This is a genomic window from Nocardia sp. NPDC057353 (genome assembly GCF_042667085.1).
Taxonomy (GTDB): Bacteria; Actinomycetota; Actinomycetes; order Mycobacteriales; family Mycobacteriaceae; genus Nocardia.
The window spans coordinates 102020-128536 of the sequence record NZ_JBHVAK010000008.1 but is presented as its reverse complement, the minus strand read 5'-3'; the positions used below and the strand labels follow the sequence as shown (position 1 = coordinate 128536).

The following is a 26517-nucleotide window of genomic DNA, read 5'->3' as shown; positions in this document are numbered from 1 at the left end:
GTCAGGCGCCGATGGCGGCGAGCTCGGCCTCGATGGCCGCCTCCAGCCGCTCCCGCACCTCGGGGACCGCGATCTTCTGGATGATCTCGTGGAAGAAGCCGCGCACCACGAGGCGGCGCGCGATGTCCTCCGGGATGCCGCGGGCGCGCAGGTAGAAGAGCTGCTCGTCGTCGAACCGGCCGGTGGCCGAGGCGTGCCCGGCGCCGAGGATCTCGCCGGTCTCGATCTCCAGATTCGGCACCGAGTCGGCGCGGGCGCCGTCGGTGAGCACCAGGTTGCGGTTCAGCTCGAAGGTGTCGGTGCCCTCGGCCGCGGCACGGATCAGCACGTCGCCCACCCAGACGGTGCGGGCGTCGCCCTTCGGCGAGTCCGGGTCGCCCTGCAGCGCACCCTTGTACAGCACGTTCGACTTGCAGTTCGGCACCGCGTGGTCGACCAGCAGCCGCTGCTCGAAGTGCTGGCCCGCGTCGGCGAAGTACAGCCCGAGCAGCTCGGCGTCGCCGCCGGGGCCCGCGTAGCGCACGGTGCCGGTGAGCCGCACCAGGTCGCCGCCGAGCGTGACGGCGGTGTGCCGCAGCGTGGCGTCCCGGCCCAGCAGCGCGTGGTGCGCGGTGGCGTGCACGGCGTCGTCGGCCCAGTCCTGCACCGCGACCACGGTGAGCCGGGCGCTGTCGCCGAGCACGAACTCCACGTTCTCCGCGTAGGTTCCGCTGCCGCGCAGATCGATCACCACGGTGGCGGCGGCGAAGTTGCCGAGCCGCACCTGGAGGTGGCCGTAGGCGGTGCGGCCCTCGCCCGGGCCGGTGACCGTCACGGTGACGGGCTCGGCGACCTCGACCTCGGCGCCCACCGACAGCACGGTGGCCTGCTCGAAGCCGGAGTACGCCTGCGCGGCGACGCGATCGGCGGGGGTACCGGCCTCGCCGAGGCGAGCGTCGTCGCGCCCGACGGTCTCGACCGTCACCCCGTCGACCGGCGTCACCTCGACGGTCGCGCTGCCGTCGCGGGTCGCGGTGCCATCGTGCAGCCCGCGCAACCGGCGCATCGGCGTGAACCGCCACGCCTCGTCCCGGCCTGAGGGCACCTCGAAGGCATCGACATCGAACGAGGTGAAGACCTCGCCCTTGTTGACCGCCGGACGGACTTCGACGGCCTCGGCCACGTTCTCGGCGGGCATCAGCCGACCGCCCCTTCCATCTGCAGCTCGATCAGCCGGTTCAGCTCCAGCGCGTACTCCATGGGGAGTTCCTTGGCGATCGGCTCCACGAAGCCGCGGACCACCATCGCCATCGCCTCGTCCTCGGTGAGGCCGCGGCTCATGAGGTAGAAGAGCTGGTCCTCGGAGACCTTGGAGACGGTCGCCTCGTGGCCCATGGTCACGTCGTCCTCGCGGATGTCGACGTAGGGGTAGGTGTCCGAGCGGCTCACCGTGTCCACCAGCAGCGCGTCGCACTTCACCGTGGACTTGGAGCCGTAGGCGCCCTTGTTCACCTGGACCAGGCCGCGGTAGGAGGCCCGCCCGCCACCGCGCGCCACCGACTTCGACACGATCGTCGAGGAGGTGTGCGGCGCCAGGTGCAGCATCTTCGCGCCGGTGTCCTGGTGCTGGCCCTCGCCGGCGAAGGCGATGGAGAGCACCTCGCCCTTGGCGTGCTCGCCGGTCATCCAGACCGCCGGGTACTTCATGGTGACCTTGGAGCCGATATTGCCGTCGATCCACTCCATGGTCGCGCCCGCCTCCGCCTTGGCCCGCTTGGTGACCAGGTTGTAGACGTTGTTCGACCAGTTCTGAATGGTGGTGTAGCGGCAGCGGCCGCCCTTCTTCACCACGATCTCGACCACCGCGGAGTGCAGCGAGTCGGACTTGTAGATCGGCGCGGTGCAGCCCTCGACGTAGTGCACGTAGGCGCCCTCGTCGACGATGATCAGGGTGCGCTCGAACTGCCCCATGTTCTCGGTGTTGATCCGGAAGTAGGCCTGCAGCGGGATGTCCACGTGCACGCCGGGCGGCACGTAGATGAAGGAGCCGCCGGACCACACCGCGGTGTTCAGCGCGGAGAACTTGTTGTCGCCCGCGGGGATGACCGAGCCGAAGTACTCCTGGAAGATCTCCGGGTGCTCCTTGAGGCCGGTGTCGGTGTCCAGGAAGATGACGCCCTGCTGCTCCAGGTCCTCGCGGATCTGGTGGTAGACGACCTCGGACTCGTACTGCGCGGCGACGCCCGCGACCAGCCGCTGCTTCTCCGCCTCCGGGATGCCCAGCTTGTCGTAGGTGTTCTTGATGTCCTCCGGCAGGTCCTCCCAGGAGGCGGCCTGCTTCTCGGTGGAGCGCACGAAGTACTTGATGTTGTCGAAGTCGATGCCGTCGAGCTGGGAGCCCCAGTTCGGCATGGGCTTGCGGTCGAAGATGCGGAGCGCCTTCAGGCGGGTCTCCAGCATCCACTCCGGCTCGCTCTTCTTGCCCGAGATGTCGCGCACGACGGCCTCGGAGAGCCCGCGCTGCGCGGCGGCGCCCGCCACGTCCGAATCGGCCCAGCCATAGCCGTAGTTACCCAGGGACGCGATGGTCTCCTCCTGGGATAGCGGCTGCACCTGGTCGGTGGTCGTCGTCATTCGGCACTCCTTCCGGAGTTCTCGGTAGTGACCGCCGCGGGCTGGGCGGCGGTGGCTTTCGGTGCGCGTACGAGCAGCGGAACGTGGGTGGTGCAGGCGCAGTCGCCGTTGGCGATGGTCGCCAGGCGCTGCACGTGGGTGCCGAGCAGCTCCCGGAAGGCCGTCAGCTCGGCCTCGCACAGCTCGGGGAACTCCTCCGCCACGTGCGCGACCGGGCAGTGGTGCTGGCAGATCTGCACACCCGCACCGACCTTCCTGGTGGTGGCCGCGAAACCGGCGCCCGCGAAGGCGCCCGCGATCTCCTCGGCCTTCTCCGTGATCTCACCGGCATCGCGCCGGTCGTCCTGCGCCAGCGGCTCGACCTCGCCCACGATGGCCTCGACCCGGTCGCGCGCGAAATCCTGGATGGCCTGCTGGCCGCCGAGCGTACGCAGCCGCCGCATGGCGGCGCCCGCCAGGTCGTCGTAGGCGTGTCCCATCCGCCCGCGACCCGCCGCGGTGAGCTGGAACTGCTTGGCCGGACGGCCGCGGCCCTTCTGCTGCCACGGCGCCGAGCGGCTGGCCCGCGCCTGCCCGGAGTCGATCAGCGCGTCCAGGTGCCTGCGCACCCCCGCGGGGGTGAGACCCAGCCGGCTGCCGACGGCGGTGGCCGTGATCGGCCCCTCCTCCAGCAGCAGCTGCACGATGGCGGCCCGCGTCTGCCCCTCGACCGGGACAGCGGCGGGCGCGGCGCCGGCCGGGCGGCCGGATCCGTCGTCGTCGCTCCGCAAATCCACGGTTTTCACAACACAAGTGTGGCGGAATTACTTCCCGAAATCTAATAAGGGTGCCCTGAGCTGGTTCATCGGGCCTCCGAGCGGACCTGCCGTTAGTGTGGCCAATCGCCCGATTCGCCCGCTTTTCGGCGGCTGCGGTGCGACGAACGCCACATCGCGAAAATATTTTCGCGGAGCGTGTCGATCTGCCCGGCTGCCGTTCGACGCAGTGGGTGAGAGGGTCGAGACACGATCCCCACAGAGAGGCGGAGAACCGTGAAGTACATGCTGATCATGCGGACCACCGACGAGGCGCTCGCCGCATCGGCCGAGGTGGATTTCGAGCAGATCATCGCCGAGATGGGTGCCTTCAACGAGTCCATGATCAAGGCGGGGGTGCTGGCGGGTGGCGACGGCCTGACCGACGCCGCCGAGGGCTTCGTCGTGGAGTTCACCGACGACGAGCCGCTGATCACCGACGGCCCGTACGGCGAGACCAAGGAGCTGTTCAACGGCTTCTGGATCCTCGACGTCGCCTCGGCCGAGGAGGCCGCGGAGTGGGCGCGCAAGGCGCCGCTCGGCAAGGGGAACAAGCTCGAGGTGCGCCGGATCGCGGGCGTCGAGGACTTCCCGGCCGACAACGAGTGGATCGAGAAGGAGAAGGTCTGGCGGGCCGAGGCCGAGAACTCCTGATGAATCAGACGGTTCAGGGCCGGGTCGCCGCGGTGTGGCGGATGGAGTCCGCGCGCATCGTGGCGGCCCTGACCCGCTCGCTCGGCGACTTCGGCCTGGCCGAGGACGCCGCCCAGGAGGCGCTGGCCGACGCGCTCACGCAGTGGCCGGAGCGCGGCGTGCCGGAGAACCCCGGCGCCTGGCTCACCACCGTCGCCCGGCGCAAGGCGATCGATGTGCTGCGCCGGGCGGAGCGGCACGACGCGCGGGTCACCGTGCTCGGCGCGGAGCTGCGCGAAGGCGAGCCCGAGGAGGAGCACTGGACCGGTTCGCCGTGGGACCCGGACCGGATCGACGACGACGTGCTCGGCCTGATCTTCATCTCCTGCCACCCGGTGCTGGCCAGGCAGGCGCAGGTGGCGCTGACGCTGCGCGTGGTCGGCGGCCTCACCGGCGAGGAGATCGCCCGCGCCTGCCTGATCTCCACCCCCGCCGTGCAGCAGCGCATCGTGCGCGCCAAGAAGACCCTCGCCGCCGCGAACGTCCCCTTCGAGCTGCCGCCGCGCGGTGAGTTCGGGCAGCGGCTCGCCGGCGTCCTCGCGGTGCTCTACCTGATGTTCAACGAGGGCTACGCCGCGAGCCGCGGCACCGACTGGATGCGCCCCGAGCTGAGCCGCGAGGCGCTCCGGCTGGCCAGGGTCCTGGCCGAGCTGGTCCCCGACGAGCCGGAGGCGCACGGCCTGGTCGCGCTCATGGAGCTGACCGCGGCCCGCTTCCCTGCCCGCCTCGACCGCAACGGCGACCCCGTGCTGCTGGCCGACCAGGACCGCACCCGCTGGGAGCGCGGCGCCATCACCCGCGGCCGGGCGGCGCTCGCCAGGGGCGACGCGCTGCGCCGTGGCCGCGGGAAGTACGCGCTGCAGGCGGCGATCGCCGAGTGCCACGCCGTCGCCGCCGCGGTGGACGAGACCGACTGGGAGCGCATCGTCCTGCTCTACGAGGCACTGGGCCGGATCGCCCCCAACCCGGTGGTCGAACTGAACCGCGCCGCCGCCGTCGCCATGGCCACCGGCCCCGCGGCGGCCCTGCGCATCCTGGACGCGCTGGACGCGGGCGGCAAGCTCGACCGCTACCACCTGCTCCCCGCCACCCGTGGCGAGCTGCTCGCCCGGCTCGGCCGCTCGACCGAGGCGCGCGCCGCCCTGGAGTCGGCCGCGGCCATGACCGGCAACGCCCGCGAGCGCGAGGTCCTGCTCCGCCGCGCCGCCGAGGTGTGAGCCGCGCACCAGGGACCGACGCGCAGGCGAAGCCGTCGACACCTGATCCTTTGACTACGCTGACCGCCGTGGCGGTACTCACAGGAACCCGGCGTCGATTCGTGGCTTTCGGACGCCGAGCCCTCGGTCTCGACGTCCCCGCCGACCACACCATCGCGGTGCTGCACACCGACGAGAAAGAGGTCCCCGGGCTCGACCGCGAAGAGCTACGGCAACTGGACCGGATCCGCCTGCTCGGCGCCACCGGCACCGTCCTCATGGCGATCGCCGCGCTCGGTATCGGCGCCCAGCCGGTGCACCAGAACCCGGTCTCCGGCGTCCGCGTGCTCGGCATCTTCGCCCGGGCGCACACCGGCTCGCTCGCCATGTGCATGGTCGGCTCCGCCATCGTTGTCCTGGCCTGGCTGCTGCTCGGCCGGTTCGCCATCGGCAGCCTCGGCGGCTCCCCGATCCACCGCCTCTCCCGCTCCCAGCTGGACCGCACCCTGCTGCTCTGGATCCTTCCGCTGAGCGTGGCGCCGCCGATGTTCAGCAACGACGTCTACTCCTATCTGGCGCAGAGCGAGATCGCGGGCCGCGGCATCGACCCGTACTCCGAGGGCCCGGTGGCCGGGCTCGGCATCGACAACGTGCTCACCAACAACGTGCCGACCATCTGGCGCGACACCCCGGCCCCGTACGGCCCGCTGTTCCTCTGGGTGGGCCGCGGCATCGCCGAGCTGACCGGGGAGAACATCATCGCCGGGGTGTGGGCGCACCGCGCGCTGGCGCTGGCCGGGGTGGCGCTCATGGTGTGGGCGCTGCCGCGGCTCTCGGTGCGCTGCGGGGTGGCGCCGGTGAGCGCGCTCTGGCTCGGCGCCTGCAACCCGCTGGTGCTGTTCCACCTGGTCGGCGGGGTGCACAACGACGCGCTCATGCTCGGGCTCATGCTGGCCGGGCTGGAGTTCTGCCTGCGCGCGATCGAGGACTCGCCGGTCTTCGACGCCCGCAGCTACGCGCTGCTGGTCGGCGGCGCCGTGACGATCACGCTCTCCTCGACCATCAAGTTCACCTCGATCATCGCGCTCGGCTTCGTCGGGATGGCGCTGGCCAGGCGCTGGGGTGCGGGGTTCGGGTCGATCGTGAAGGCCGCGCTGCTGCTCGCCCTGGTCGCGGGGGTGACGACGGTGGCGATCAGCACCGCGAGCGGGCTCGGCTTCGGCTGGCTGTACACGCTGAACACCGCGAGCGCGGTGCGCAGCTGGATGTCGCTGCCGACCGCGCTCGGGGTGATCACCGGCTTCGGCGGCGTGCTGCTCGGGCTCGGTGACCACACCACCGCGCTGCTCAGCATCACCCGGCCGATCGCGGCGCTCGGCGCCGCCTTCATCGCGCTGCGCATGCTGGTGGCGACGAACACCGGGCGGCTGCACCCGGTCGGGGCGCTCGGCGTCGCGCTCGGCGCCATCGTGCTGCTCTTCCCGGTGGTGCAGCCGTGGTACCTGCTCTGGGCCATCGTGCCGCTGGCGGCGTGGGCCACCCGCCCCGCCTTCCGCGGCCCCGCGGTGGTGGTGCCCGCGATCGTGAGCGTGATCGCCATGCCGCGCGGCGCGGAGTTCGAGGTGTTCCAGATCGTGGGCGCCGCGGTCGCCAGCGTCATCGTCGTGGTGCTGTTCGTGGTGCTCACCAAGAACCAGCTGCCATGGCGCCGGACGGGGGTGTCGGCTCCGTCACAACCGGCGAATGCCTACGGTGTGACATCGTGACCGCTGCCTCCGATCTCGCGCTCCGCGTCGACGGCGTCGTCAAGCGCTACGGCGAGACCGTCGCGGTCGACGAGCTGACCTTCGACGTGCGGCGGGCGGAGGTGCTGGCGCTGCTCGGGCCGAACGGCGCGGGCAAGACCAGCACGGTGGAGATGTGCGAGGGCTTCCTGCGCCCGGACGCGGGCAGCGTGCGGGTGCTCGGCCTCGACCCGATCGCCGACTCCGAGGCGCTGCGCCCGCGGATCGGCGTCATGCTGCAGGGCGGCGGCGCCTACCCCGGGTCGAGGGCGGGCGAGATGCTGGAGCTGATCGCGGCCTACTCGGCGAACCCGCTCGACCCGCGGTGGCTGCTGGAGACGCTGGGGCTGCGCGAACACCGGCGCACCCCGTACCGCAGGCTCTCCGGCGGGCAGCAGCAGCGGCTGGCGCTGGCCTGCGCGCTGGTCGGCAGGCCGGAGGTCGTGTTCCTCGACGAGCCGACCGCGGGGTTGGACGCCCAGGCCAGGCTGATCGTCTGGGAGCTGGTCGCGGCGCTGCGCCGGGACGGCGTGACCGTCGTGCTCACCACGCACCTCATGGACGAGGCCGAGCAGCTGGCCGACCGGCTGGTCATCATCGACCACGGCCGGATCGTCGCCCAGGGCACCCCGGCCGAGGTCACCGCGCACGGCGCCGCGGGCCAGCTGCGCTTCGCCGCGCCCCCGAAGCTCGACCTGGAGCTGCTGGCCAGGGCGCTGCCCGAGGGCTTCGCGCCGCGCGAGACGGCGCCCGGCGCCTACCTGATCGAGGGCGAGATCGACCCGCAGGTGCTGGCCACCGTGACGGCCTGGTGCGCCAGGCAGAACGTGCTCGCCACCGACATCAGGATCGACCAGCGCCGCCTCGAGGACGTCTTCCTCGAACTCACCGGACGGGAGCTGCGCGGATGAGCGTCGACTCGGAGAACCGGTTCGCGCCGGGCACCTTCGCCCCCGACCCGCGCCCGGCGGGCCGGGCCGCCATGCTCGCCGCGCAGACCCGGCTGGAGCTGGTGCTGCTGCTGCGCAACGGCGAGCAGCTGCTGCTCACCATGTTCATCCCGATCACCCTGCTGGTCGGGCTCACGCTGCTGCCCTTCGGCGATCTCGGCACCGAGCGGGTGGACACCATCGTGCCCGCGGTGATGATGGTGGCGGTGATGTCCACCGCCTTCACCGGGCAGGCGATCGCGGTCGGCTTCGACCGGCGCTACGGCGCGCTCAAGCGGCTCGGCGCGACGGCGCTGCCGCGCTGGGGCGTGATCGCGGGCAAGAGCGGCGCGGTGGTGCTCGTGGTGATCGTGCAGGCGCTGCTGCTCGGCGCGATCGGGCTGGCGCTTGGCTGGCGGCCGGAGCCCGCCGGGCTGCTGCTCGGGGCCGGGGTGATCGCGCTCGGCACCGCCACCTTCGCCGCGCTCGGGCTGCTGCTCGGGGGCACGCTGCGCGCCGAGATCGTGCTGGCGCTGGCCAATATCCTCTGGTTCGTCATGCTCGGTATCGCCAGCGTGCACTTCGCGGCGGGTTCGGTGCCGGACGCCGTGCACATCCTGGTCCGGCTGGTGCCCTCCGGTGCGCTCGCGGTGGCGCTGGAGGAGTCCATGCGCGGCGCGGTGGACTGGCTCGGGTTGGCGGTGCTCGCGGTCTGGGGGCTGGTGGCAGGCGCCGCCGCGGTGCGCTGGTTCCGGTTCCAGTAGCCCTCAACGACGCGGTGTAGTACGCGCGCTACCATCGTCGCGTGGTGTACCGCGCGTTCCTGCGAATCGTCGACCGGCTCCCGCTCCCCTCGCTGCGGGCGCAGCGGGTGATCGCGCTCGCGGTGATCCTCACCCAGGCCGGGATCTCGGTGACCGGCGCGATCGTCCGGGTCACCGCCTCCGGGCTCGGCTGCCCGACCTGGCCGCAGTGCTTCCCCGGCAGCTTCACCCCGATCGGCGTCTCCGAGGTGCCGGTGGTGCACCAGGCGGTGGAGTTCGGCAACCGGCTGCTCACCTTCGCCGTCGTGCTGTGCGCCGCGCTGGTGGTGCTCGCGGTCACCAGGGCGCGGCGCAGGCGCTCGGTGCTGGTCTACGCCTGGCTCATGCCGGGCGGGACGGTGCTGCAGGCGATCATCGGCGGGGTCACCGTGCTCACCGGGCTGCTCTGGTGGACCGTGGCGGTGCACCTGCTCGTCTCCATGGTGATGGTGTGGCTCGCGGTGGTGCTGTACGCCGAGATCGGCAAGCCGGACGACGGGGTCCGGGTGGCGCAGGCGCCGAAACCGCTGCGCCTGCTGACGATCCTGAGCGGGGTCGCGCTGGCCGGGGTGTTGATCGCGGGCACGCTGGTCACCGGCGCCGGGCCGCACGCGGGAGACAAGAGCATCGAGCGGCCGGTGGAGCGGCTGCAGGTGGAGATCGTGACGCTGGTGCACCTGCACTCGCAGCTGCTCATCGGGTACCTGGCGCTGCTGGTCGGGCTCGGCTTCGGGCTCTACGCGGTCGGCATCACCCGCGCGGTGCGGGTCCGGCTCTTCGTGCTGATCGGGTTGGTCTGTGCGCAGGCGCTCGTCGGGGTGGTGCAGTACTTCACCGACGTCCCCGCGGCGCTGGTCGCCGTGCACGTCGGCGGCGCCGCCGCCTGCACCGCCGCGACCGCCGCCCTCTGGGCCGCGCTACACCGCCGCGAGCGCGTCCCCGCGGAGCACCCCGCCCCCGCCCCCGCCTGACCACCGAGCCGCGCCACCGGCTCCCCGCACGTTCGCCCCTCCCACGCCTCCAGCCTCCGAGTCTCCGCGCCTCACACCTCCCGCCTCGGCGCTCGCCCGGCGAGCGGACCGAGCCGAGCCGTCCGCCGGCGCAGAAATCAGTCGAACGGCGCTTGCGCCGGGTGATATAGGCGGCGGCGCGAGCGCGGGATCGCTCGGTATCCGACGAACTCCGGCGACCAGCGGGCGGCCAGGAAGGCACCGCCGCGACCTGCGCGGGGCCCGTCGCGCCCGGAACCGGGCAACCATCGGGCGCACCAGGGACTTTCGGCCCTGCTTCGGGGTCCCTCGGCCCGATGACGCCGGGACCACGCACTGCCAAGGTGGAGCGACCAGTTCGCACGTCCCTGGGGAGGACAACCATGCAGGTGGGTCGGCAGTCGATCGTCGTCGGGATCGACGGCACCGCCCCGGCGCTGGCGGCGGCGCGCTGGGCCGCCGCACTGGCGGCCCGGCGCGGCGCACCGCTCGTCCTGGTCAGCGTCATCGCGGTACCGGAGAACCGGATCGTCACCCCGCGCTGGGCCGACGCCGACCTCCGCGACCTACTCCGCGCCGAGGGCAGGCGCGCGGTGCGCCAGGCCGCCGCCGTGGTCCAGGCCGACCGCCCCGGCGTCGAGCCGACCCAGCTGGTGCTGGACGGCGACCCGGCCTCCGAGCTGCTGGTCGCCGCGGAATCCGCGCGGCTGCTGGTGGTCGCGGCGGGCGCCGCCCGGCCGCTGCGCACGCTGCTGCTCGGCTCGACCGCGCTGCGGGTGGCGGACAAGGCGCTCTGCCCGGTCGCGGTGTGGCGCGGCGACCCGGATGCCCCGCTGCCCGGCCGCGGCCCGGTGCTGGCCGGGGTGGACGGCAGCGCCTGCGGCGACGTCGCGCTGGAGCACGCCTTCGACCTGGCCTCGCTGCTCGGCACCGAGCTGGTCGCGCTGCACGCCTGGAACGACCCCGACCTGCTGCGCTGGTCCTCCGCGCCGGAGGACGAGCAGGCGCTCGCCGAGCGCGAGGCGGAGCTGCTCGGCGAGCGGCTGGCGGGCTGGCCGGAGAAGTACCCGGACGTGCCGGTCACCCGGGTGGTCCGGAAGTCGGCCGCCGCCGCCGCGCTGCTCACCGAGGCGGACCCGGCGAGCCTCATCGTCGCCGGCACGCACGGTCGGAATCGCCTCGTGCGCACCATGATCGGCTCCACCAGCCAGAACCTGCTGCACCACGCCCCGTGCCCGGTGGTGCTGTGCCGCCTCCCCGCCTAGCGAGGCCCGCTGCGCCGGAACGCTTTTCCCCGGCCGATGTGTCGCTCGGCGCGAAACACCGGTAATGTCCGCCGGTTCCGCTGCGGTCGATGCGGCGGGTGACGGTGTGAGCGAGGACATGATGGGGATCGGGAGCAGCCTGTTCGGGAAGCGGCGGACGGCGGCCGACGCGGAGCGGGAGTTCGGGGAGCGGGCGCTCGCGCTGGTGCGGGCGCAGCCGGGCGTGGTGCAGGCGGAGTTCGACGCCGACGAATTCGTGATCACCTACCGCACGGCGACCGGACCGTCGTGGATCGGGCTGACGACCGTGTGGCGGCGGGCGGCGGGGCGGCCCCCCGCGCACGCGCAGCGGATCCTCGAGCAGTTCGTGCTCGCCGGGATGCACGGGATCCGGGCGCGGGGTCAGTGGCCGGGCTGGGCCGAGGTGGCGCCGCACCTGCGGCCGCTGCTGCGGCAGGCGGGGCAGCTGGACGCCAGGATCGAGGGGATCCGGCTGGGTGACCAGCTGCTGTGGCGACCCGTGCTGCCGATGCTGATCGAGCAGGTGGTGATCGATGCGCCCGAAACGATGGCCTCGGTCACCGCCCAGCACCTGGACGACTGGGGCGTGGACGCCGCGACCGTGTTCGAGACCGCGCGGGCGAACATGGCCGGGCTCGCCCAGCGCTTCCTCGACCTGCTCGATCCCACCGCGCGGGACGTGATGCACGTGCCGGACGCGGACGGCGAGCTGTACGCCGGGTCGCTACCGCTGGCGCCGGGCTGGCTGCACGGCGCCGGGCTGCGCTACCGGACGCAGCCGCTGGTCTTCGTGCCGGGCAATGTCGGCGTGCTGCTCGGTTTCGCCTCGTCGCCCGGGCGGGTGGCCGAGCTGGTGCACGCCGCGCGCGAGCTGTACGAGGAGGCGGTGCGGCCGGTATCCCCGGTGCCGTACACCGTCGGCGCCGACGGCGGGCTCGTCCCCTACGCCGTCCCGGAGGGCCATCCGGCGTGGGCGCCGATCCGGAGCGCCGAGTCGGCGCTCGCCGCCGCCGTCTACCGCGACCAGTACGGCGAGCTGCGCGCCGACTCCCCCGCCGACGACAGCGCGGACCTGGCGGCCGAGATCCTGCACATCGGCGGGCGCGACGGTGTCGAGTTCACCATGGCCACCTGGACCGACGGCGTGCCGACGCTGCTGCCCCGCGTGCACGCGGTCATGCTGACCGACCTGCGCACCGGGGCGGCCGTGCCCACGCGCTGGGAGGCGCTGGCCCGCGAGGTCCCGCTGGAGCCGGTGCCAGGCCGCTACCCGCCGCGCTACCGGGTCCGGCATCACCCGCACCCGGACGCCATGCGCCGCCTCGCGGCCGCCGCCCCGCACTGAGCGGGCGCGGCCCGGCAGGCCGAACCGCTCCCGGCCGCCCGCAACGACGCCGTCAGTGCTCGTTGCGCGCCTTCGGGAACGTCGTCTGCTTCGCGACCCAGCCCGCCATCTTGGCGTAGTGCCCGCGCCGCGGGGTGGCGGCGGAGCTCAGCTCGCGGTCCCACTCCTCGGCGGCGGTCAGCCCGTCCACCCGCTCGACCAGGGCCTCGGCGGCGGCGCGGCTGTCGACGACCCGGTCGCCGAGCACCCCGTCACCGCCGACCAGCGTCACCCGGACGCCCATCCGCCCCAGCGACTGCAGCACCGCGGTGGCGGAGCCCCCGTGCTCGGCGACGAACGCCTGCACCGACTTGACGATCTCGTTCGGCACCTTCGCCGACACCTCGGTCGCTTGCGCACTCATGGAACGGATCTTACCCGCGGGTAGCCCGGTGCCAACCTCCCTCGGGTGTAGAACTGGAACACATGCGTGCCATCCAGGTAACCGAGAACGGCGGTCCCGAGGTCCTGCGTCACGCGGACCTTCCCGATCCGCAGCCGGGCCCCGGCGATCTGCTGGTGCGGACGGCGGCGATCGGGGTCAACTTCATCGACACCTACATCCGCACCGGCCGCTACCCCGTGTCGCTGCCGTACGTGCCTGGCGCCGAGGGCACCGGCGAGGTCGTCGCGGTGGGCGCCGAGGTCACCGAGTTCGCCGAGGGCGACATCGTGGTCTGGGCGGACGCGCCGGGCAGCTACGCCGAGCTGGTCGTGGTGCCCGCCGCGAAGGCGATCGGGGTCCCGGCCGGGGTGGAGCCCGCGGTCGCCGCCTCCGCGCTGCTCCAGGGCATGACCGCGCACTACCTGCTGACCTCGGTCTACGAGCCGAAGGTCGGCGAGACCGTGCTGGTGCACGCGGGCGCGGGCGGCGTCGGGCTGATCCTGACCCAGCTCGCGGTGGCCCGCGGCGTCCGGGTGATCACCACCGTCTCCACCGACGCCAAGGAGGCGCTCTCCCGCGAGGCGGGCGCCACCGACGTGCTGCGCTACGCCCCCGACCTGGCCGACCAGGTGCGCGGGCTGACCGGCGGCGAAGGCGTGGCCGCGGTGTACGACGGCGTCGGCGCCGACACCTTCGAGGCGAGCCTGGCCGCGCTGCGGATCCGCGGCACGCTGGCGCTCTTCGGCGCGGCGAGCGGCCCGGTGCCGCCCTTCGACCTGCAGCGGCTGAACCCGGCGGGCTCGCTCTTCGTCACCCGCCCGACGCTGGGGCACTACACCCGCGACCGCTCCGAGCTGCTGTGGCGCGCGGGCGACGTGCTGGAGGCGATCGCCGACGGCTCGCTCGCGGTCCGGGTCGGCGCGAGCTACCCGCTGGCCGAGGCCGAGCGCGCGCACCGCGATCTGGAGGGGCGCAAGACCACCGGCTCGATCGTGCTGACGCCCTAGAAGAGGCTGCCGATGGTGTCCCAGCCGAGCACCGAGTCCACGGCGAGCCCGCAGAACACCACCGCGAGGTAGTTGTTCGACTGCAGGAAGAGCCGCAGCGGCTTCACCGACTCGCCGCGCCGCACCCCGGCGTACAGCTGGTGCGCCATGAGCAGGAACCAGGCCCCGGCCACCAGCGCCACCGCCGCGTAGATCACGCCGGTCGCCGGGACCAGCGCCAGCGTGGTGAGCACGGTGAGCCAGGTGTAGATCACGATCTGCTTGGTGACGACCCGCTCGGTGGCGACCACCGGCAGCATCGGCACCCCGGCCGCGCGGTAGTCCTCCTTGTAGCGCATGGCCAGCGCCCAGGTGTGCGGCGGCGTCCAGAAGAAGATCACGCCGAAGAGCGCGACGGCGGGCCAGCCGATGCCGCCGGTCACCGCGGACCAGCCGACCAGCGCGGGCATGCAGCCCGCGGCGCCGCCCCAGACCACGTTCTGCGAGGTGCGGCGCTTGAGCCCGAGGGTGTAGACGAAGACGTAGAACAGGATCGTCGCCACCACCAGCGCGCCGCTGAGCAGGTTGGCCTGCCACCAGAGCCAGGCGAACGAGCCGATGCCGAGCAGCACGCCGAAGACGAAGGCGTTCCTGGTCGGGACCGCGTCCCTGGCCAGCGGGCGCTTGGCGGTGCGCTTCATGACCTTGTCGATGTCGGCGTCGGCCACGCAGTTCAGCGTGTTGGCGCTGGCCGCGCCCATCCAGCCGCCGAACAGCGTGACCAGGATGAGCCGGATGTCGACGGTGCCGCGGTCGGCGAGCAGCATGGTCGGGATGGTCGCGACCAGCAGCAGCTCGATCACCCGCGGCTTGGTCAGCGCGATGTAGGCGAGCACCCGGCGCATCGCGCGCGAGGGGAGCCCCGCGCCGGAGAAGCGGTCGATCAGGGTGGTGCCGGAGGAGCCGTGCGCACCAAGGTCGTCCTGTCGTGGATCGATCGGCACTGTTTCTCCTCGCACGCTGTGCATCGCCTCCGGTCGGCTACTACTACAGAGGATGGTAGACCCCCGACACCCCAGGGTTAACGGGGGCGGTGGCCCGGGGCACCTCTAGGGTGGAGAGCACACCCCGCCGTCGACGCAACCATTACAGGAGAACCTCCGTCGTGTCAGTGACAGACGACATCCGCGCGCTCACTCAGCCGAACCACCCGGACGACTGGACGGACCTGGACACCAAGGCCGTCGACACCGTCCGCGTCCTCGCCGCCGACGCGGTGCAGAACGCGGGCAACGGCCACCCGGGCACCGCCATGAGCCTGGCGCCGCTCGCGTACACCCTCTTCCAGCGCACCATGCGGCACGACCCGTCCGACCCGGAGTGGGTCGGGCGCGACCGCTTCGTGCTGTCCTGCGGGCACTCCAGCCTGACCCTCTACATCCAGCTCTACCTGGCCGGCTTCGGCCTGGAGCTGGACGACCTGAAGAACCTGCGCAAGTGGGGCTCGCTCACCCCCGGCCACCCGGAGTACCGGCACACCAAGGGCGTCGAGATCACCACCGGCCCGCTGGGCCAGGGGCTGGCCTCCGCCGTCGGCATGGCCATGGCCGCCCGCCGCGAGCGCGGCCTGCTCGACCCCGACGCCCCGGTCGGCGAGAGCCCGTTCGACCACCACATCTACGTGGTCGCCTCGGACGGCGACATGGAGGAGGGCGTCACCGCGGAGGCGTCGTCGCTCGCGGGCACCCAGCAGCTGGGCAACCTGACGCTGATCTACGACGACAACAAGATCTCCATCGAGGACGACACCACCATCGCCTTCACCGAGGACGTGGCGAAGCGCTACGAGGCGTACGGCTGGCACGTGCAGGAGGTGAACGGCGGCGAGGACGTCGTCGCCATCGAGGCCGCGCTGGCGGCGGCGAAGGCGGAGACCGCCCGCCCGTCGATCATCGTGCTGCGCACCATCATCGGCTTCCCGGCGCCGAACAAGATGAACACCGGCTCCTCGCACGGCGCCGCGCTGGGCGCGGACGAGGTGGCCGCCACCAAGCGCGCGCTCGGCTTCGACCCGGAGCAGACCTTCGAGGTCGCCCCCGAGGTCATCGCGCACACCCGCAAGGCCGCCGAGCGCGGCGCGCGGGCGCACGCCGACTGGACCGTCGAGTTCGACGCGTGGGCGCAGCGCCTGCCCGAGGGCAAGAAGCTCTTCGACCGGCTCTTCAACGGCGAGCTGCCGGAGGGCTGGGCCGCCGGGCTGCCCACTTGGGAGCCGGACGCCAAGGGGCTCGCCACCCGCAAGGCCTCGGCCAAGGTGCTCGCCGCGCTCGGCCCGGAGCTGCCGGAGCTGTGGGGCGGCTCGGCCGACCTCGCGGAGTCCAACAACACCACCATCCCGGACTCGGCCAGCTTCGGCCCCGAGGAGATCAGCACCGGGATGTGGAAGGCCAACCCGTACGGCCGCACGCTGCACTTCGGCGTCCGCGAGCACGCCATGGGCGCGATCCTGAACGGCATCGTGCTGCACGGCCCCACCCGCCCGTACGGCGGCACCTTCCTGGTGTTCAGCGACTACATGCGCCCCGCGGTGCGGCTGGCCGCCATCATGCGGGCGCCGACCACCTACGTGTGGACGCACGACTCCATCGGCCTCGGCGAGGACGGCCCGACGCACCAGCCGATCGAGCACCTCGCGGTGCTGCGCGCCATCCCCGGGCTGAACGTGGTGCGCCCCGGCGACGCCAACGAGACCGCCCACGCCTGGCGCTCGGTCATCGAGAAGCACAGCGGCAAGCACAACTCGCCGTTCGTCTCGCACGAGCGAGCCGGGCTCGGCGGCCCCGCCGCGCTCGCGCTGACCAGGCAGGACCTGCCGGTGCTCGAGGGCACCAGCTACGAGGGCGTGAGCAAGGGCGGGTACATCCTGGCCGAGGCCTCCGGCGGCACCCCGCGGGTGATCCTGATCGCCACCGGCTCCGAGCTCCAGCTCGCCGTCGCCGCCCGCACTACCCTGGAGGAGCAGGGCATCGCGACCCGGGTGGTCTCGATGCCGTGCGTGGAGTGGTTCGACGCGCAGGACAAGGCCTACCGGGACGAGGTGCTGCCCCCCGGCGCCACCGCCAGGGTGATCGTCGAGGCCGGGATCGCCATGCCGTGGCACCGGTTCGCGGGCGACGCGGGCGAGATCGTGTCGATCGAGCACTTCGGCGCCTCCGCCGATTACAAGACCCTGTTCCGCGAGTTCGGTTTCACGGCGGAGGCCGTCGTCGACGCCGCACACCGCACGCTCGAGAACGTGAAGGGATAGCGCACATGGCACAGAACCCGAACCTCACCGCGCTGAGCGAGGCAGGCGTCTCGGTCTGGCTCGACGACCTCTCGCGGGACCGCATCCGCTCCGGCAACCTGGCCGAGCTGATCGAGACCCGCAGCGTGGTCGGGGTGACCACCAACCCGACCATCTTCCAGCAGGCGCTCAGCAAGGGCGACGCCTACAACGACCAGGTGCGCGAGCTCACCGAGCAGCGCGCCGACGCGGACGCCGCCATCCGCACCATCACCACCGACGACGTGCGCGCCGCGTGCGACGTCTTCGCCCCGGTCTTCGAGGCCTCCGGCGGGGTGGACGGCCGGGTCTCCATCGAGGTCGACCCGCGGCTCGCCTTCGACGCGGACAAGACCGCCGCGCAGGCCGTCGAGCTGTGGAAGATCGTGGACCGGCCCAACCTGTTCATCAAGATCCCGGCCACCGAGGCGGGGCTGCCCGCCATCACCGCGGTGATCGGCGAGGGCATCAGCGTCAACGTGACGCTGATCTTCTCGGTCGAGCGGTACCGCGCCGTCATGGGCGCGTACCTGGACGGGCTGCGCAAGGCCCGCACCGCCGGGCACGACCTGGCGAAGATCCACTCGGTCGCCTCGTTCTTCGTGTCCAGGGTGGACACCGAGATCGACAAGCGGCTGGAGGCGATCGGCACCGACGCGGCGCTCGCGCTGCGCGGCAAGGCCGCCGTCGCCAATGCCAGGCTCGCCTACGCCGAGTACGAGTCGGTCTTCGCCGGTGGCAGCCACGGCTCCACCTACGACCAGCTCGCCTCGGCGGGCGCGAACCGGCAGCGCCCGCTCTGGGCCTCCACCGGGGTCAAGAACACGGACTACCCGGACACCCTCTACGTCACCGAGCTGGTGGCGCCGAACACCGTGAACACGCTGCCCGAGGCCACCCTGCAGGCGGTCGCGGACCACGGCGAGATCCGCGGTGACACGGTGACCGGCACGGCGACGCAGGCGGCCGAGGTCTTCGAGCAGCTCGCCGCCGCCGGGATCGACCTGGACGACGTCTTCGCGGCGCTGGAGCGCGAGGGCGTGGACAAGTTCGAGAAGTCGTGGGAGGAGCTGCTCTCCGCGACCGCCGCCGAGCTCGGCGCGGCGGAGCACGGGGACCGCTGACCCGATGGCAGGCACAGTGCACGAGTGGACGAACCCGCTGCGTGACGAGCGGGACAAGCGCGTACCCAGGATCGCCGGGCCGTGCAGCATGGTGATCTTCGGCGTGACCGGCGATCTCTCCCGGAAGAAGCTGATGCCTGCCATCTACGACCTGGCGAACCGGGGGCTGCTTCCCCCCGGCTTCGCCCTGGTCGGGTTCGCCAGGCGCGACTACGCCGACGAGGACTTCGCCCAGGTGGTGCTGGAGGCGGTCAGGGCGCACGCCCGCACGCCGTTCCGGCAGGAGGTCTGGGACCACCTGGCCGATGGCATCCGGTTCGTGCAGGGCACCTTCGAGGACGACGCGGCCTTCGCCCAGCTCGCCGACACCTTGGCCACGCTGGACAAGGACCGCGGCACCGGCGGCAACCACGCCTTCTACCTCTCCATCCCACCGAACATGTTCCCGGTGGTGCTGGACAAGCTCTCCGCGCACGACCTGGCGCAGCCGCAGCAGACCGACGCCGAGGGCCGCAGGCCGTGGCGCCGGGTGGTGATCGAGAAGCCCTTCGGGCACGACCTGGACAGCGCCGTCGAGCTGAACGCCCTGGTGAACCGGGTCTTCCCGGAGGAGACGGTTTTCCGGATCGACCACTACCTCGGCAAGGAGACGGTGCAGAACCTGCTGGCGCTGCGCTTCGCCAACCAGCTCTTCGACCCGATCTGGAACGCCAACTACGTCGACCACGTCCAGATCACCATGGCCGAGGACATCGGGCTCGGCGGCCGGGCCGGGTACTACGACGGCATCGGCGCGGCCCGCGACGTCATCCAGAACCACCTGCTGCAGCTGCTCGCGCTCACCGCCATGGAGGAGCCGATCAGCTTCCAGCCGCGGCAGCTGCAGACCGAGAAGATCAAGGTGCTCTCGGCGACCAAGCTGGTCGAGCCGCTGGACGCCACCACCGCGCGCGGCCAGTACGCCGAGGGGTGGCAGGGCGGCGAGCACGTGGTCGGGCTGCTCGACGAGGAGGGCTTCGACCCCGAATCGCGCACCGAGACCTACGCCGCCATCACGCTGGAGGTGGACACCCGCCGCTGGGCGGGCGTGCCGTTCTACCTGCGCACCGGCAAGCGGCTCGGGCGCCGGGTCACCGAGATCGCGGTGGTCTTCAAGCGCGCCCCGCACCTGCCCTTCGACCAGACCATGACCGAGGAGCTCGGGCAGAACGCGCTGGTCATCCGGGTGCAGCCGGACGAGGGGATCACCATGCGGTTCGGCTCCAAGGTGCCAGGCTCCAGCATGGAGGTGCGCGACGTGAACATGGACTTCAGCTACGGCTCCGCCTTCACCGAGTCCTCGCCGGAGGCCTACGAGCGGCTCATCCTGGATGTGCTGCTCGGCGAGCCCTCGCTCTTCCCGGTGAACGCCGAGGTGGAGCTGTCCTGGCGGATCCTCGACCCGGTGATCGAGCACTGGGCGGCGCAGGGCAGACCGGAACCGTACGAGTCCGGGACGTGGGGCCCGGCGTCGGCGGACGAGATGCTGGCCCGCACCGGCCGGGAATGGCGGCGGCCGTGATCATCGACATGCCGGAGACCACCACCGGCGACGTGACCAAGCGGCTGGTGAAGCTGCGCGAGTCCAACGGCGTCATCACCCAGGGCCGGGTGCTGACGCTGGTGGTCTGCACCCTGGACAGCTCCGAGGCCGAGGACGCCATCGACGCCGCCAACGACGCCAGCCGGGAGCACCCGTGCCGGGTGGTCGTGCTGGCCCGCGGCGACCGCGAGGCGCCGACCAAGCTGGACGCGCAGATCCGGGTCGGCGGCGACGCCGGGGCCGCCGAGGTGATCGTGCTGCGGCTGCAGGGCGACCTGGTGAACCACGAGAGCAGCGTGGTGATCCCGTTCCTGCTGCCGGACACCCCCGTGGTGGCCTGGTGGCCGCGCGGTGCGCCGGAGTTCCCGTCCAAGGACTCGGTCGGGCGGCTCGCGGCCAGGCGGATCACCGACGCCACCTTCGCCCCCGACCCGCTGGAAGCGATCAAGCGCAGGCGCGCCTCCTACGCCAGCGGCGACACCGACCTGGCCTGGAGCCGGATCACCTACTGGCGCGCGCTGCTCGCCGCCGAGATGGACGAGCCGCCGCACGAGCCGGTGCAGTCGGTGGTGGTCTCCGGGCTGCGCGAGGAGCCCGCGCTGGACATGCTGGCGGGCTGGCTCGCCGCCAAGCTGGGCTGCCCGGTGCAGCGGAAGACCGGCGAGCTGCGGGTGGAGATCCGCCGCCCGACCGCGTCGATCGCCATCGCGCGGCCGCAGACCGGGGTCACCGCCACGCTCACCCGCACCGGCGACCCGGAGCAGCGGATCGCGCTGGCCCGCAGGGAGACCAGGGACTGCCTTGCCGAGGAGCTGCGCAGGCTGGACGCGGACGAGATCTACGCCGAGGCGCTGGCCGGAATCGAGAGGGTGAGCTATGACGGATAGCGTCCGGGTGGAGTTGGATGCCGACGCGCTGGTCGCGGCGGCCGCCGACCGCTTCGTGGAGATCGTGGTGGCGGCGCAGCGCGAGCGCGGGTCGGCGTCGGTGGTGCTCACCGGCGGCGGTACCGGGATCGGGCTGTTGAAGCTGGTCCGCGATACGCCCGGCGCCATCGACTGGGCGAAGCTCGACGTGTTCTGGGGTGACGAGCGGTTCGTGCCCGCCGGTGACCCGGAGCGCAACGAGCTGCAGGCGCGGGAGGCGCTGCTGGACCACGTGCCGGTCGATCCCGCGCGGGTGCACCCGGTCGCCACCTCGGACGGCGAGTACCCGGACCCGGTCGAGGCCGCCGCCGAGTACGCCGCCGCGGTGCGCGCGCACCTCGCCGAGCACGGCGCCTTCGACCTGCACCTGCTCGGCATGGGCGGGGAGGGGCACATCAACTCGCTCTTCCCGCACACCGACGCCGTGCGCGAGCAGCACGACCTGGTCGTCGCCGTCACGGCGTCGCCCAAGCCACCGCCGGTCCGCGTCACCCTCACGTTGCCCGCCATCCGCCGGGCCAGGAACGTGGTGCTCGTGGTCGGGGGCGCCGCCAAGGCCGATGCCGTCGCCGCCGCGCTCGCCGGTGCCGAGCCGGAGGAGATCCCCGCCGCCGGTGCCATCGGCGCCGAGTCCACCCTCTGGCTCCTCGACCGGGACGCGGCCGCGAAACTCGGCTGAGGATTTCCGGTGCCCACCCTCGCCGCCCAGCTCCGCAGTGAACTCACCAGGGTGGTGGGGGAAGTGGGTGCTGCGCACCCACACCCGCAGGCGCAGGTCCGCGGCGATCCCGCGCCCCCGGGATCGGATGTCGCGCCGCCGCGAACCGGTACGGCGTCCGCCGGGGGTGAGCGGACGGCGACGGCCGAGTGCCGGGCCGGGGATCCGTCGCTGCCGCGACGAGTCGAGGCGGCCGCTTGCGGCCCCGACACGGGCGACGTGCTGTCGGCGCTGTTCGAATCACAGCTCACGAGTAGGCATCTCGATTTCGCGGCGCGCGCGCTCGGGGTGGAGAAGCGGGGGTTCTACAGCATCGGCTCGGCGGGGCACGAGGGCAATGCGGTGCTGGCGGAGGCGACGAGGACGACCGATCCGGCTCTGCTGCACTACCGTTCGGGCGCGTTCTTCGTGCACCGCTGCCGGAGGGTGCCGGGGCTGGACCCGATCCGGGACGTCCTGCTCGGCGTGGTCGCGGCCGCGGCGGAGCCGATGGCGGGCGGCAGGCACAAGGTGTTCGGCCGGGCGGAGGCCGCGATCATCCCGCAGACCTCCACCATCGCCTCGCACCTGCCGCGCGCGGTGGGGCTGGCCTTCGCCCTGAACCGCCCCGGCGCGCAACCCGAGTGGCCCACCGATTCGGTGGTCCTCTGCACCTTCGGCGACGCCTCCGCCAACCACTCCACCGCGACGGGCGCGATCAGCACCGCCGTCCACACGGCGTACCAGGGCATTCCGCTGCCGATCCTCTTCGTCTGCGAGGACAACGGCATCGGCCTCAGCGTCCCCACCCCGCCGGGCTGGATCGCCGCCGCCTACGGCACCCGCCCCGGCCTGCGCTGGTTCGAGGCGGACGGCACCGACCTGCCCGCCGCGCTGGACACCGCGCGCACCGCCGTCGACTGGGTCCGCGACCACCGCAGCCCGGCCTTCCTCCGGCTCCGCACCGTGCGGCTCCTCGGCCACGCGGGCTCCGACGTGGAGTCCGCCTACCGCTCCCCCGCCGAGCTCGCCGCCGACGCCGCCCGCGACCCGCTCCTCGCCACCGCCCGGCTGCTCGCCGCCCGCGGGATCGACGTGCTCGCCGCGCACGACCGCGTGCACGCCGCGGTGACGAAGGCGGCGGGTTCCGTGCGCGCCGAACCCGGCCTGAGCGCGGCGGCCGAGATCGTCGCTCCGCTCGCCCCCGCCCATCCGGACGAGGTGCGCGCCGCCGTCGAGCGGGCACACCGCCGCCCGGACGCGACGCACCGCCCGCCGGGTGCGGCGCTGCGCCCGCCGGGCGAGCCCTCGGCTCCGGCCGGGCAACCGCTCACCCTCGCCGGGGCGATCAACCACGTCCTCGCCGAGGCACTCGCCGCCGACCCCACCGTCCTGGTCTTCGGCGAGGACGTCGCCCGCAAGGGCGGCGTCTACGGCGTCACCAAGAACCTGCGCACCCGCTTCGGCCCGCGCCGCGTCTTCGATACCCTGCTGGACGAGCAGAGCGTCCTCGGCACCGCGCTCGGCGCGGCGCTCGCGGGCCTCCTCCCGGTGCCGGAGATCCAGTACCTCGCCTACCTGCACAACGCCGCCGACCAGCTGCGCGGCGAGGCCGCGACGCTTCCGTTCTTCTCGCGGGGCCGCTACCGCAACGGCATGGTCGTGCGCATCGCGGGCTACGGCTACCAGCGCGGCTTCGGCGGCCACTTCCACAACGACAATGCGGTGGCGGCGCTGCGCGACATCCCGGGGCTGGTCCTCGCCTCCCCCGCCCGCGCCGACGACGCCGCCGCGCTCCTGCGCACCTGCCTGGCGGCGGCCCGCGTGGACGGCCGCGTCTGCCTCTTCCTCGAGCCCATCGCGCTCTACCACACCCGCGACCTGCACGAGCCCGGTGACGAGGGCTGGCTCGGCGCGCCCGGCGGGGAGCACGTGCCGATCGGCAGCGCCCGCGCGTACGGCGACGGCGCCGACCTGACCCTGGTCTGCTTCGCGAACACCGTCCCGATGTGCCTGCGGGTGGCCCGCCGCCTGGCCGCCGACGGCATCGACGCCGGGGTGCTCGACCTGCGCTGGCTCGCCCCGCTCCCGGTGACCGACCTGCTGCGCGCCGCCCGCGCCACCGGCCGGGTGCTGGTCGCCGACGAGACCAGGCGCAGCGGCGGCGTCTCCGAATCGGTGCTCACCGCGCTGATCGACGGCGGCTTCACCGGCCGGATGGCTCGGGTCACCAGCGCGGACAGCTTCGTCCCGCTCGGCCCCGCCGCCGCGCACGTCCTGCTGAACGAGGCGGCCATCGAGGCCGCGGCGCGCGCCCTGCTGCGGCGGTAGGCGCACCGCCGCACCCGACGCGGCGTGATCGACAACCCGGAATGCGATTCGGCGGCGACCACCCGGCAATACAGTTGGGGGAACTCCGGCAACCGAAAGGGATCGACCATGGCAACCGCACCGGCAGACACCGCGAACTCGGTACTCGGCGAGGTCCGGCCCGAGCACGGCGTCCCCGAGCGCGACCTGGTGGAGCTGCACTACCAGCGGTCCTTCGCGCAGCCGGTGCTCGCCGTGTGGGCGGCCATCACCGAGCCGCAGCGGGTGGCGGCCTGGCTCGGCAGCATCGAAGACGGGCAGCTGACGCCGTTCGACGGCCCGGTCGACGGCCCGATCGCGGTCCGGGTCGAGCACCGCGAGGCGCCGACCGCGCTCACCGTGCTGCTCGACGGCTCCGCGCTGGAGGTCAGGCTGCGGCACGTCGGCGTGGTCACCACCGTCGAGCTGAGCCGCAGGCGGGTGGGGCACGAGGAGGCGCGCGAGCTCGGCCCGCGCTGGCAGTTCCTGCTGGACCGGCTCTGCGCGCACCTCGAGGAGCGCGAGCTGCCCCGCTGGGAGCAGTACGCCACGCTCGCCGACGAATACCGCTAGAGCTCGGCCAGGTAGCGCAGCAACAGCGCGTTCACCTCCTCGGTGCGCTCCAGCTGCACCAGGTGCCCGGCGCCGGTGACCTCGTCCATCCGGCGCAGCCCCGGCACGTGTTTCCGCATGGTGCCGAAGGGGTCGCGCCCGCTGAACCCCTCGATGTCGGGATCCTTGTCCCCGTACAGGAAGTAGGTCGGCACGGTGATCGGCTTCCCGGCGAAATCCGCGGTGAGTTCCCAGTTCCGGTCGAGCGCGCGGTACCAGCCGAGTCCGCCGGTGAAGCCGGTGCGGGTGAACTCGGCAGCCATGGCATCCAGCTCCGCGGTCGAGAGCCAGCGCCACGGCAGCGGCGGCGCCGCAGGCAGCACGTCCAGGTAGCCGGTGTTCTCCGGCGGGAAGCGCCAGGTGTCGAAGTAGTGGTAGTCGGCGCTGAGCGCGAAGTACACCCGGGCCAGGAAGTCGCGGGGCGCGCTGTTCAGCTCGGCGTCGGCGGGGCCCTCGCGCTGGAAGTAGTCCAGGTGCAGGAAGTGCTTGCGGGCCGCGGCCGCCCACAGCTCGCTCGGCGGCTTCGGCGGCCGGGGCTGGAAGACGTTGTTCAGCACGATCAGCCCGCTGACCCGCTCCGGCGCCCGCCAGGCCAGCTCCCAGACCAGCGCGGCGCCGAAATCCAGCCCGGCGAAGACCGCGCGCTCCGCGCCGATGTCGTCGAGCAGCGCCAGTAGGTCGCCGATCACCTCGCGGTTCGCGCAGCCGGAGGGCGGGCAGGCGGTGCCGCCCGCGCCCCGCAGGTCGGGGGCGAGCGCGTGGTACCCGGCGTCCGCCAGCGCGCTCAGCTGCCGGTGCCAGATGTAGCCGGTGTGCGGGAAGCCGTGGCAGAAGACCACCGGCGGGCCGGAGCCCGCCTCGGTGACCCGCATGGTGACCTCGCCGGTCGTGAACTCCCGTCGGGTGAGCGTCAACGCCCACTCCCCTCTACTAGAACGTGTTCTCGTTCGACGGTAGTGTGCTGCAACCATGAGCGGAACACCCGACTTCACAGCAGTGGTCACCGGCGCGAGCCGGGGCATCGGCAAGGGCGTGGCCCTGGAGCTGGGCGCGGCGGGCGCGACCGTCTACCTGACCGGGCGCGGCGGCGGGAAGGGCCGGTTGCCCGGCACCCTGGAGGAGACCGCCGCGGAGGTCGACGCACTGGGCGGCACCGGGGTGCCGGTGGTCTGCGACCACCGCGACGACGCGGCGGTGGCCGCGCTCTTCGAGCGGGTCCGCGCCGCGCACGGCAGGCTCGACGTGCTGGTCAACAATGTCTACAACTCCCCCGCCGCGGCCAGGCACCTGGGCAGGCCGTTCTGGGAGGTGCCGCCCGCGGCCTGGGACGAGACCTTCGACGTCGGCGTCCGCTCGCACTACGCGGCCGCCCACTACGCCGCCGACCTGCTGCGCGCGGCCGGCGGGCTGATCGCGCAGATCTCCTCGCCGGGCTCGATCCGGTACATGCACAACGCCGTCTACGGGGTCGGCAAAACGGCGGTGGACCGGCTCACCGCGGACCTGGCGCACGACCTGACCGGCACCGGGGTGACAGTGGTGTCGCTGTGGCCAGGCATCGTCGACACCGAACTGCTGCAGCTGGTTCCGGCCGACGAGTCGGGGCGGCGGCTGGTGACGCTGCCCGGCGAGGCGACGGTGGACCTGGCCGAGGCGGAGACGCCGCGGTTCGCGGGCCGCGCGGTGGTGGCGCTGACGCGGGATCCGGCGCGCGCCGAGCTCACCGGGAAGGCGTGGCGGGTGGCCGATCTGGCCGAGCGCTACGGCTTCACCGACGTGGACGGGCGGATACCGCGCACCGGGTGAGCGCGGTCAGGAGAACTTGATCTCCAGGCCGATGCCGAGAATGGCGATGAGCCAGATGATGCCGGTGAAGATGGTGATGCGGTCGAGGTTCTTCTCCGCGACGGTCGAGCCGGAGAGGCTGGACTGCATACCGCCGCCGAACAGGCTGGACAGGCCTCCGCCCTTGGCGCGGTGCAGCAGCACCAGCAGCACCAGCAGCACGCTGGTGACGATCAGGAGGATATCCAGGAACATCCGCATGCCGGTCAGTCTAT

The 26517-nt window shown here is 72.7% G+C and carries 24 protein-coding genes; 17 read left to right on the top strand and 7 right to left on the bottom strand.

The genetic code is table 11. The annotated features are described in order from the left end of the window. Position 1: 1 nt before the first annotated feature. From sufD to ACFUUZ_RS06305, 3 genes are read right to left on the bottom strand one after another with little or no spacing between them, the layout of a single operon-like run. The gene (gene sufD, locus ACFUUZ_RS06315) at positions 2-1177 is read right to left on the bottom strand and encodes a Fe-S cluster assembly protein SufD (RefSeq protein ID WP_378693108.1); all 1176 of its coding nucleotides are present in this window, start codon (positions 1175-1177) and stop codon (positions 2-4) included. After that, positions 1177-2613, bottom strand: a complete 1437-nt coding sequence (gene sufB / locus ACFUUZ_RS06310) for a Fe-S cluster assembly protein SufB (protein ID WP_378693106.1) — start codon at positions 2611-2613, stop codon at positions 1177-1179. The genes sufD and sufB overlap by 1 nt, the downstream gene beginning before the upstream one ends. Then, positions 2610-3389, bottom strand: coding sequence for a helix-turn-helix transcriptional regulator (locus tag ACFUUZ_RS06305; RefSeq protein WP_378693151.1), 780 nt, complete (start codon positions 3387-3389; stop codon positions 2610-2612). The genes sufB and ACFUUZ_RS06305 overlap by 4 nt, the downstream gene beginning before the upstream one ends. A 255-nt stretch (positions 3390-3644) precedes the next feature. On the opposite strand from ACFUUZ_RS06305, the gene ACFUUZ_RS06300 reads away from it, so the two are divergent. The 8 genes from ACFUUZ_RS06300 to ACFUUZ_RS06265 all read left to right on the top strand — a co-directional run bounded on the left by ACFUUZ_RS06300 (position 3645) and on the right by ACFUUZ_RS06265 (position 12432). Then, positions 3645-4061, top strand: a complete 417-nt coding sequence (locus tag ACFUUZ_RS06300) for a YciI family protein (protein ID WP_378693104.1) — start codon at positions 3645-3647, stop codon at positions 4059-4061. Next, positions 4061-5317, top strand: coding sequence for an RNA polymerase sigma factor (locus tag ACFUUZ_RS06295; RefSeq protein ID WP_378693103.1), 1257 nt, complete (start codon positions 4061-4063; stop codon positions 5315-5317). Before ACFUUZ_RS06300 ends, ACFUUZ_RS06295 begins: the two co-directional genes overlap by 1 nt. Before the next feature lie 68 nt (positions 5318-5385). Next, positions 5386-7062 (top strand): polyprenol phosphomannose-dependent alpha 1,6 mannosyltransferase MptB, encoded by a 1677-nt coding sequence (mptB, locus tag ACFUUZ_RS06290; protein WP_378693101.1) that lies wholly within the window; start codon positions 5386-5388, stop codon positions 7060-7062. Then, positions 7059-7991 (top strand): ABC transporter ATP-binding protein, encoded by a 933-nt coding sequence (locus ACFUUZ_RS06285; RefSeq protein ID WP_378693099.1) that lies wholly within the window; start codon positions 7059-7061, stop codon positions 7989-7991. Before mptB ends, ACFUUZ_RS06285 begins: the two co-directional genes overlap by 4 nt. Continuing rightward, entirely contained in the window at positions 7988-8773 is a 786-nt protein-coding gene (locus ACFUUZ_RS06280) for an ABC transporter permease (RefSeq protein ID WP_378693097.1), read from the top strand. The genes ACFUUZ_RS06285 and ACFUUZ_RS06280 overlap by 4 nt, the downstream gene beginning before the upstream one ends. 41 nt (positions 8774-8814) lie before the next feature. Beyond that, entirely contained in the window at positions 8815-9783 is a 969-nt protein-coding gene (locus ACFUUZ_RS06275; protein ID WP_378693095.1) for a heme A synthase, read from the top strand. Positions 9784-10184: 401 nt separating this feature from the next. Continuing rightward, positions 10185-11066, top strand: coding sequence for a universal stress protein (locus tag ACFUUZ_RS06270; protein WP_378693093.1), 882 nt, complete (start codon positions 10185-10187; stop codon positions 11064-11066). A 106-nt stretch (positions 11067-11172) separates the two neighbouring features. Then, positions 11173-12432 carry a hypothetical protein gene (locus ACFUUZ_RS06265; protein WP_378693091.1) on the top strand — a complete coding sequence of 420 codons (1260 nt, stop codon included), beginning with the start codon at positions 11173-11175 and terminating at the stop codon, positions 12430-12432. Between the two features lie 52 nt (positions 12433-12484). Here the strand turns inward: ACFUUZ_RS06265 and ACFUUZ_RS06260 are convergent, their stop codons facing one another. Beyond that, entirely contained in the window at positions 12485-12835 is a 351-nt protein-coding gene (locus ACFUUZ_RS06260) for a hypothetical protein (protein WP_378693089.1), read from the bottom strand. Positions 12836-12897: 62 nt separating this feature from the next. Between ACFUUZ_RS06260 and ACFUUZ_RS06255 the strand changes: the two genes are divergently transcribed. Next, entirely contained in the window at positions 12898-13863 is a 966-nt protein-coding gene (locus ACFUUZ_RS06255) for a quinone oxidoreductase family protein (RefSeq protein WP_378693087.1), read from the top strand. Here ACFUUZ_RS06255 and ACFUUZ_RS06250 read toward each other — a convergent pair. Next, entirely contained in the window at positions 13860-14747 is an 888-nt protein-coding gene (locus ACFUUZ_RS06250) for a heme o synthase (protein WP_378693149.1), read from the bottom strand. The two genes, ACFUUZ_RS06255 and ACFUUZ_RS06250, sit on opposite strands and share 4 nt — an antisense overlap. Before the next feature lie 260 nt (positions 14748-15007). Between ACFUUZ_RS06250 and tkt the strand changes: the two genes are divergently transcribed. The 7 genes from tkt (at position 15008) to ACFUUZ_RS06215 (ending at position 24418) form a co-directional block, all read left to right on the top strand. Further along, positions 15008-17149 carry a transketolase gene (gene tkt / locus ACFUUZ_RS06245; RefSeq protein ID WP_378693085.1) on the top strand — a complete coding sequence of 714 codons (2142 nt, stop codon included), beginning with the start codon at positions 15008-15010 and terminating at the stop codon, positions 17147-17149. Between the two features lie 5 nt (positions 17150-17154). Next, positions 17155-18291, top strand: a complete 1137-nt coding sequence (gene tal, locus ACFUUZ_RS06240) for a transaldolase (protein ID WP_378693083.1) — start codon at positions 17155-17157, stop codon at positions 18289-18291. Between the two features lie 4 nt (positions 18292-18295). Then, the gene (gene zwf, locus ACFUUZ_RS06235; RefSeq protein WP_378693081.1) at positions 18296-19852 is read left to right on the top strand and encodes a glucose-6-phosphate dehydrogenase; all 1557 of its coding nucleotides are present in this window, start codon (positions 18296-18298) and stop codon (positions 19850-19852) included. Continuing rightward, complete coding sequence (opcA, locus tag ACFUUZ_RS06230) at positions 19849-20760, top strand: glucose-6-phosphate dehydrogenase assembly protein OpcA (RefSeq protein WP_378693147.1); 912 nt, start codon at positions 19849-19851, stop codon at positions 20758-20760. Before zwf ends, opcA begins: the two co-directional genes overlap by 4 nt. After that, positions 20750-21478 carry a 6-phosphogluconolactonase gene (pgl, locus tag ACFUUZ_RS06225; protein ID WP_378693079.1) on the top strand — a complete coding sequence of 243 codons (729 nt, stop codon included), beginning with the start codon at positions 20750-20752 and terminating at the stop codon, positions 21476-21478. Before opcA ends, pgl begins: the two co-directional genes overlap by 11 nt. A gap of 258 nt (positions 21479-21736) precedes the next feature. Continuing rightward, positions 21737-23827: a thiamine pyrophosphate-dependent enzyme gene (locus ACFUUZ_RS06220; protein ID WP_378693077.1), complete on the top strand. Its 2091-nt coding sequence runs from the start codon at positions 21737-21739 to the stop codon at positions 23825-23827. Between the two features lie 108 nt (positions 23828-23935). After that, entirely contained in the window at positions 23936-24418 is a 483-nt protein-coding gene (locus ACFUUZ_RS06215) for a hypothetical protein (RefSeq protein WP_378693075.1), read from the top strand. On the opposite strand, the gene ACFUUZ_RS06210 is transcribed toward ACFUUZ_RS06215, so the two are convergent. Further along, positions 24415-25371 (bottom strand): alpha/beta fold hydrolase, encoded by a 957-nt coding sequence (locus ACFUUZ_RS06210; protein WP_378693073.1) that lies wholly within the window; start codon positions 25369-25371, stop codon positions 24415-24417. The genes ACFUUZ_RS06215 and ACFUUZ_RS06210 overlap by 4 nt on opposite strands. 55 nt (positions 25372-25426) lie before the next feature. On the opposite strand from ACFUUZ_RS06210, the gene ACFUUZ_RS06205 reads away from it, so the two are divergent. Next, complete coding sequence (locus ACFUUZ_RS06205) at positions 25427-26263, top strand: SDR family NAD(P)-dependent oxidoreductase (protein ID WP_378693071.1); 837 nt, start codon at positions 25427-25429, stop codon at positions 26261-26263. A 6-nt stretch (positions 26264-26269) separates the two neighbouring features. On the opposite strand, the gene secG is transcribed toward ACFUUZ_RS06205, so the two are convergent. Continuing rightward, a complete protein-coding gene (gene secG / locus ACFUUZ_RS06200; protein WP_067657074.1) occupies positions 26270-26503 on the bottom strand; it encodes a preprotein translocase subunit SecG in 234 nt (77 codons plus the stop codon). Positions 26504-26517: the final 14 nt, after the last annotated feature.

Coding starts and splice junctions, on each gene's coding strand:
- pgl (WP_378693079.1), top strand. CDS start 20,750: ATGACGGATAGCGTCCGGGTGGAGTTGGATGCCGACGCGCTGGTCGCG.
- tal (WP_378693083.1), top strand. CDS start 17,155: ATGGCACAGAACCCGAACCTCACCGCGCTGAGCGAGGCAGGCGTCTCG.
- ACFUUZ_RS06250 (WP_378693149.1), bottom strand. CDS start 14,747: ATGCGCCGGGTGCTCGCCTACATCGCGCTGACCAAGCCGCGGGTGATC.
- zwf (WP_378693081.1), top strand. CDS start 18,296: ATGGCAGGCACAGTGCACGAGTGGACGAACCCGCTGCGTGACGAGCGG.
- ACFUUZ_RS06260 (WP_378693089.1), bottom strand. CDS start 12,835: ATGAGTGCGCAAGCGACCGAGGTGTCGGCGAAGGTGCCGAACGAGATC.
- ACFUUZ_RS06215 (WP_378693075.1), top strand. CDS start 23,936: ATGGCAACCGCACCGGCAGACACCGCGAACTCGGTACTCGGCGAGGTC.
- ACFUUZ_RS06255 (WP_378693087.1), top strand. CDS start 12,898: ATGCGTGCCATCCAGGTAACCGAGAACGGCGGTCCCGAGGTCCTGCGT.
- ACFUUZ_RS06295 (WP_378693103.1), top strand. CDS start 4,061: ATGAATCAGACGGTTCAGGGCCGGGTCGCCGCGGTGTGGCGGATGGAG.
- sufB (WP_378693106.1), bottom strand. CDS start 2,613: ATGACGACGACCACCGACCAGGTGCAGCCGCTATCCCAGGAGGAGACC.
- ACFUUZ_RS06205 (WP_378693071.1), top strand. CDS start 25,427: ATGAGCGGAACACCCGACTTCACAGCAGTGGTCACCGGCGCGAGCCGG.
- ACFUUZ_RS06270 (WP_378693093.1), top strand. CDS start 10,185: ATGCAGGTGGGTCGGCAGTCGATCGTCGTCGGGATCGACGGCACCGCC.
- ACFUUZ_RS06280 (WP_378693097.1), top strand. CDS start 7,988: ATGAGCGTCGACTCGGAGAACCGGTTCGCGCCGGGCACCTTCGCCCCC.
- secG (WP_067657074.1), bottom strand. CDS start 26,503: ATGCGGATGTTCCTGGATATCCTCCTGATCGTCACCAGCGTGCTGCTG.
- sufD (WP_378693108.1), bottom strand. CDS start 1,177: ATGCCCGCCGAGAACGTGGCCGAGGCCGTCGAAGTCCGTCCGGCGGTC.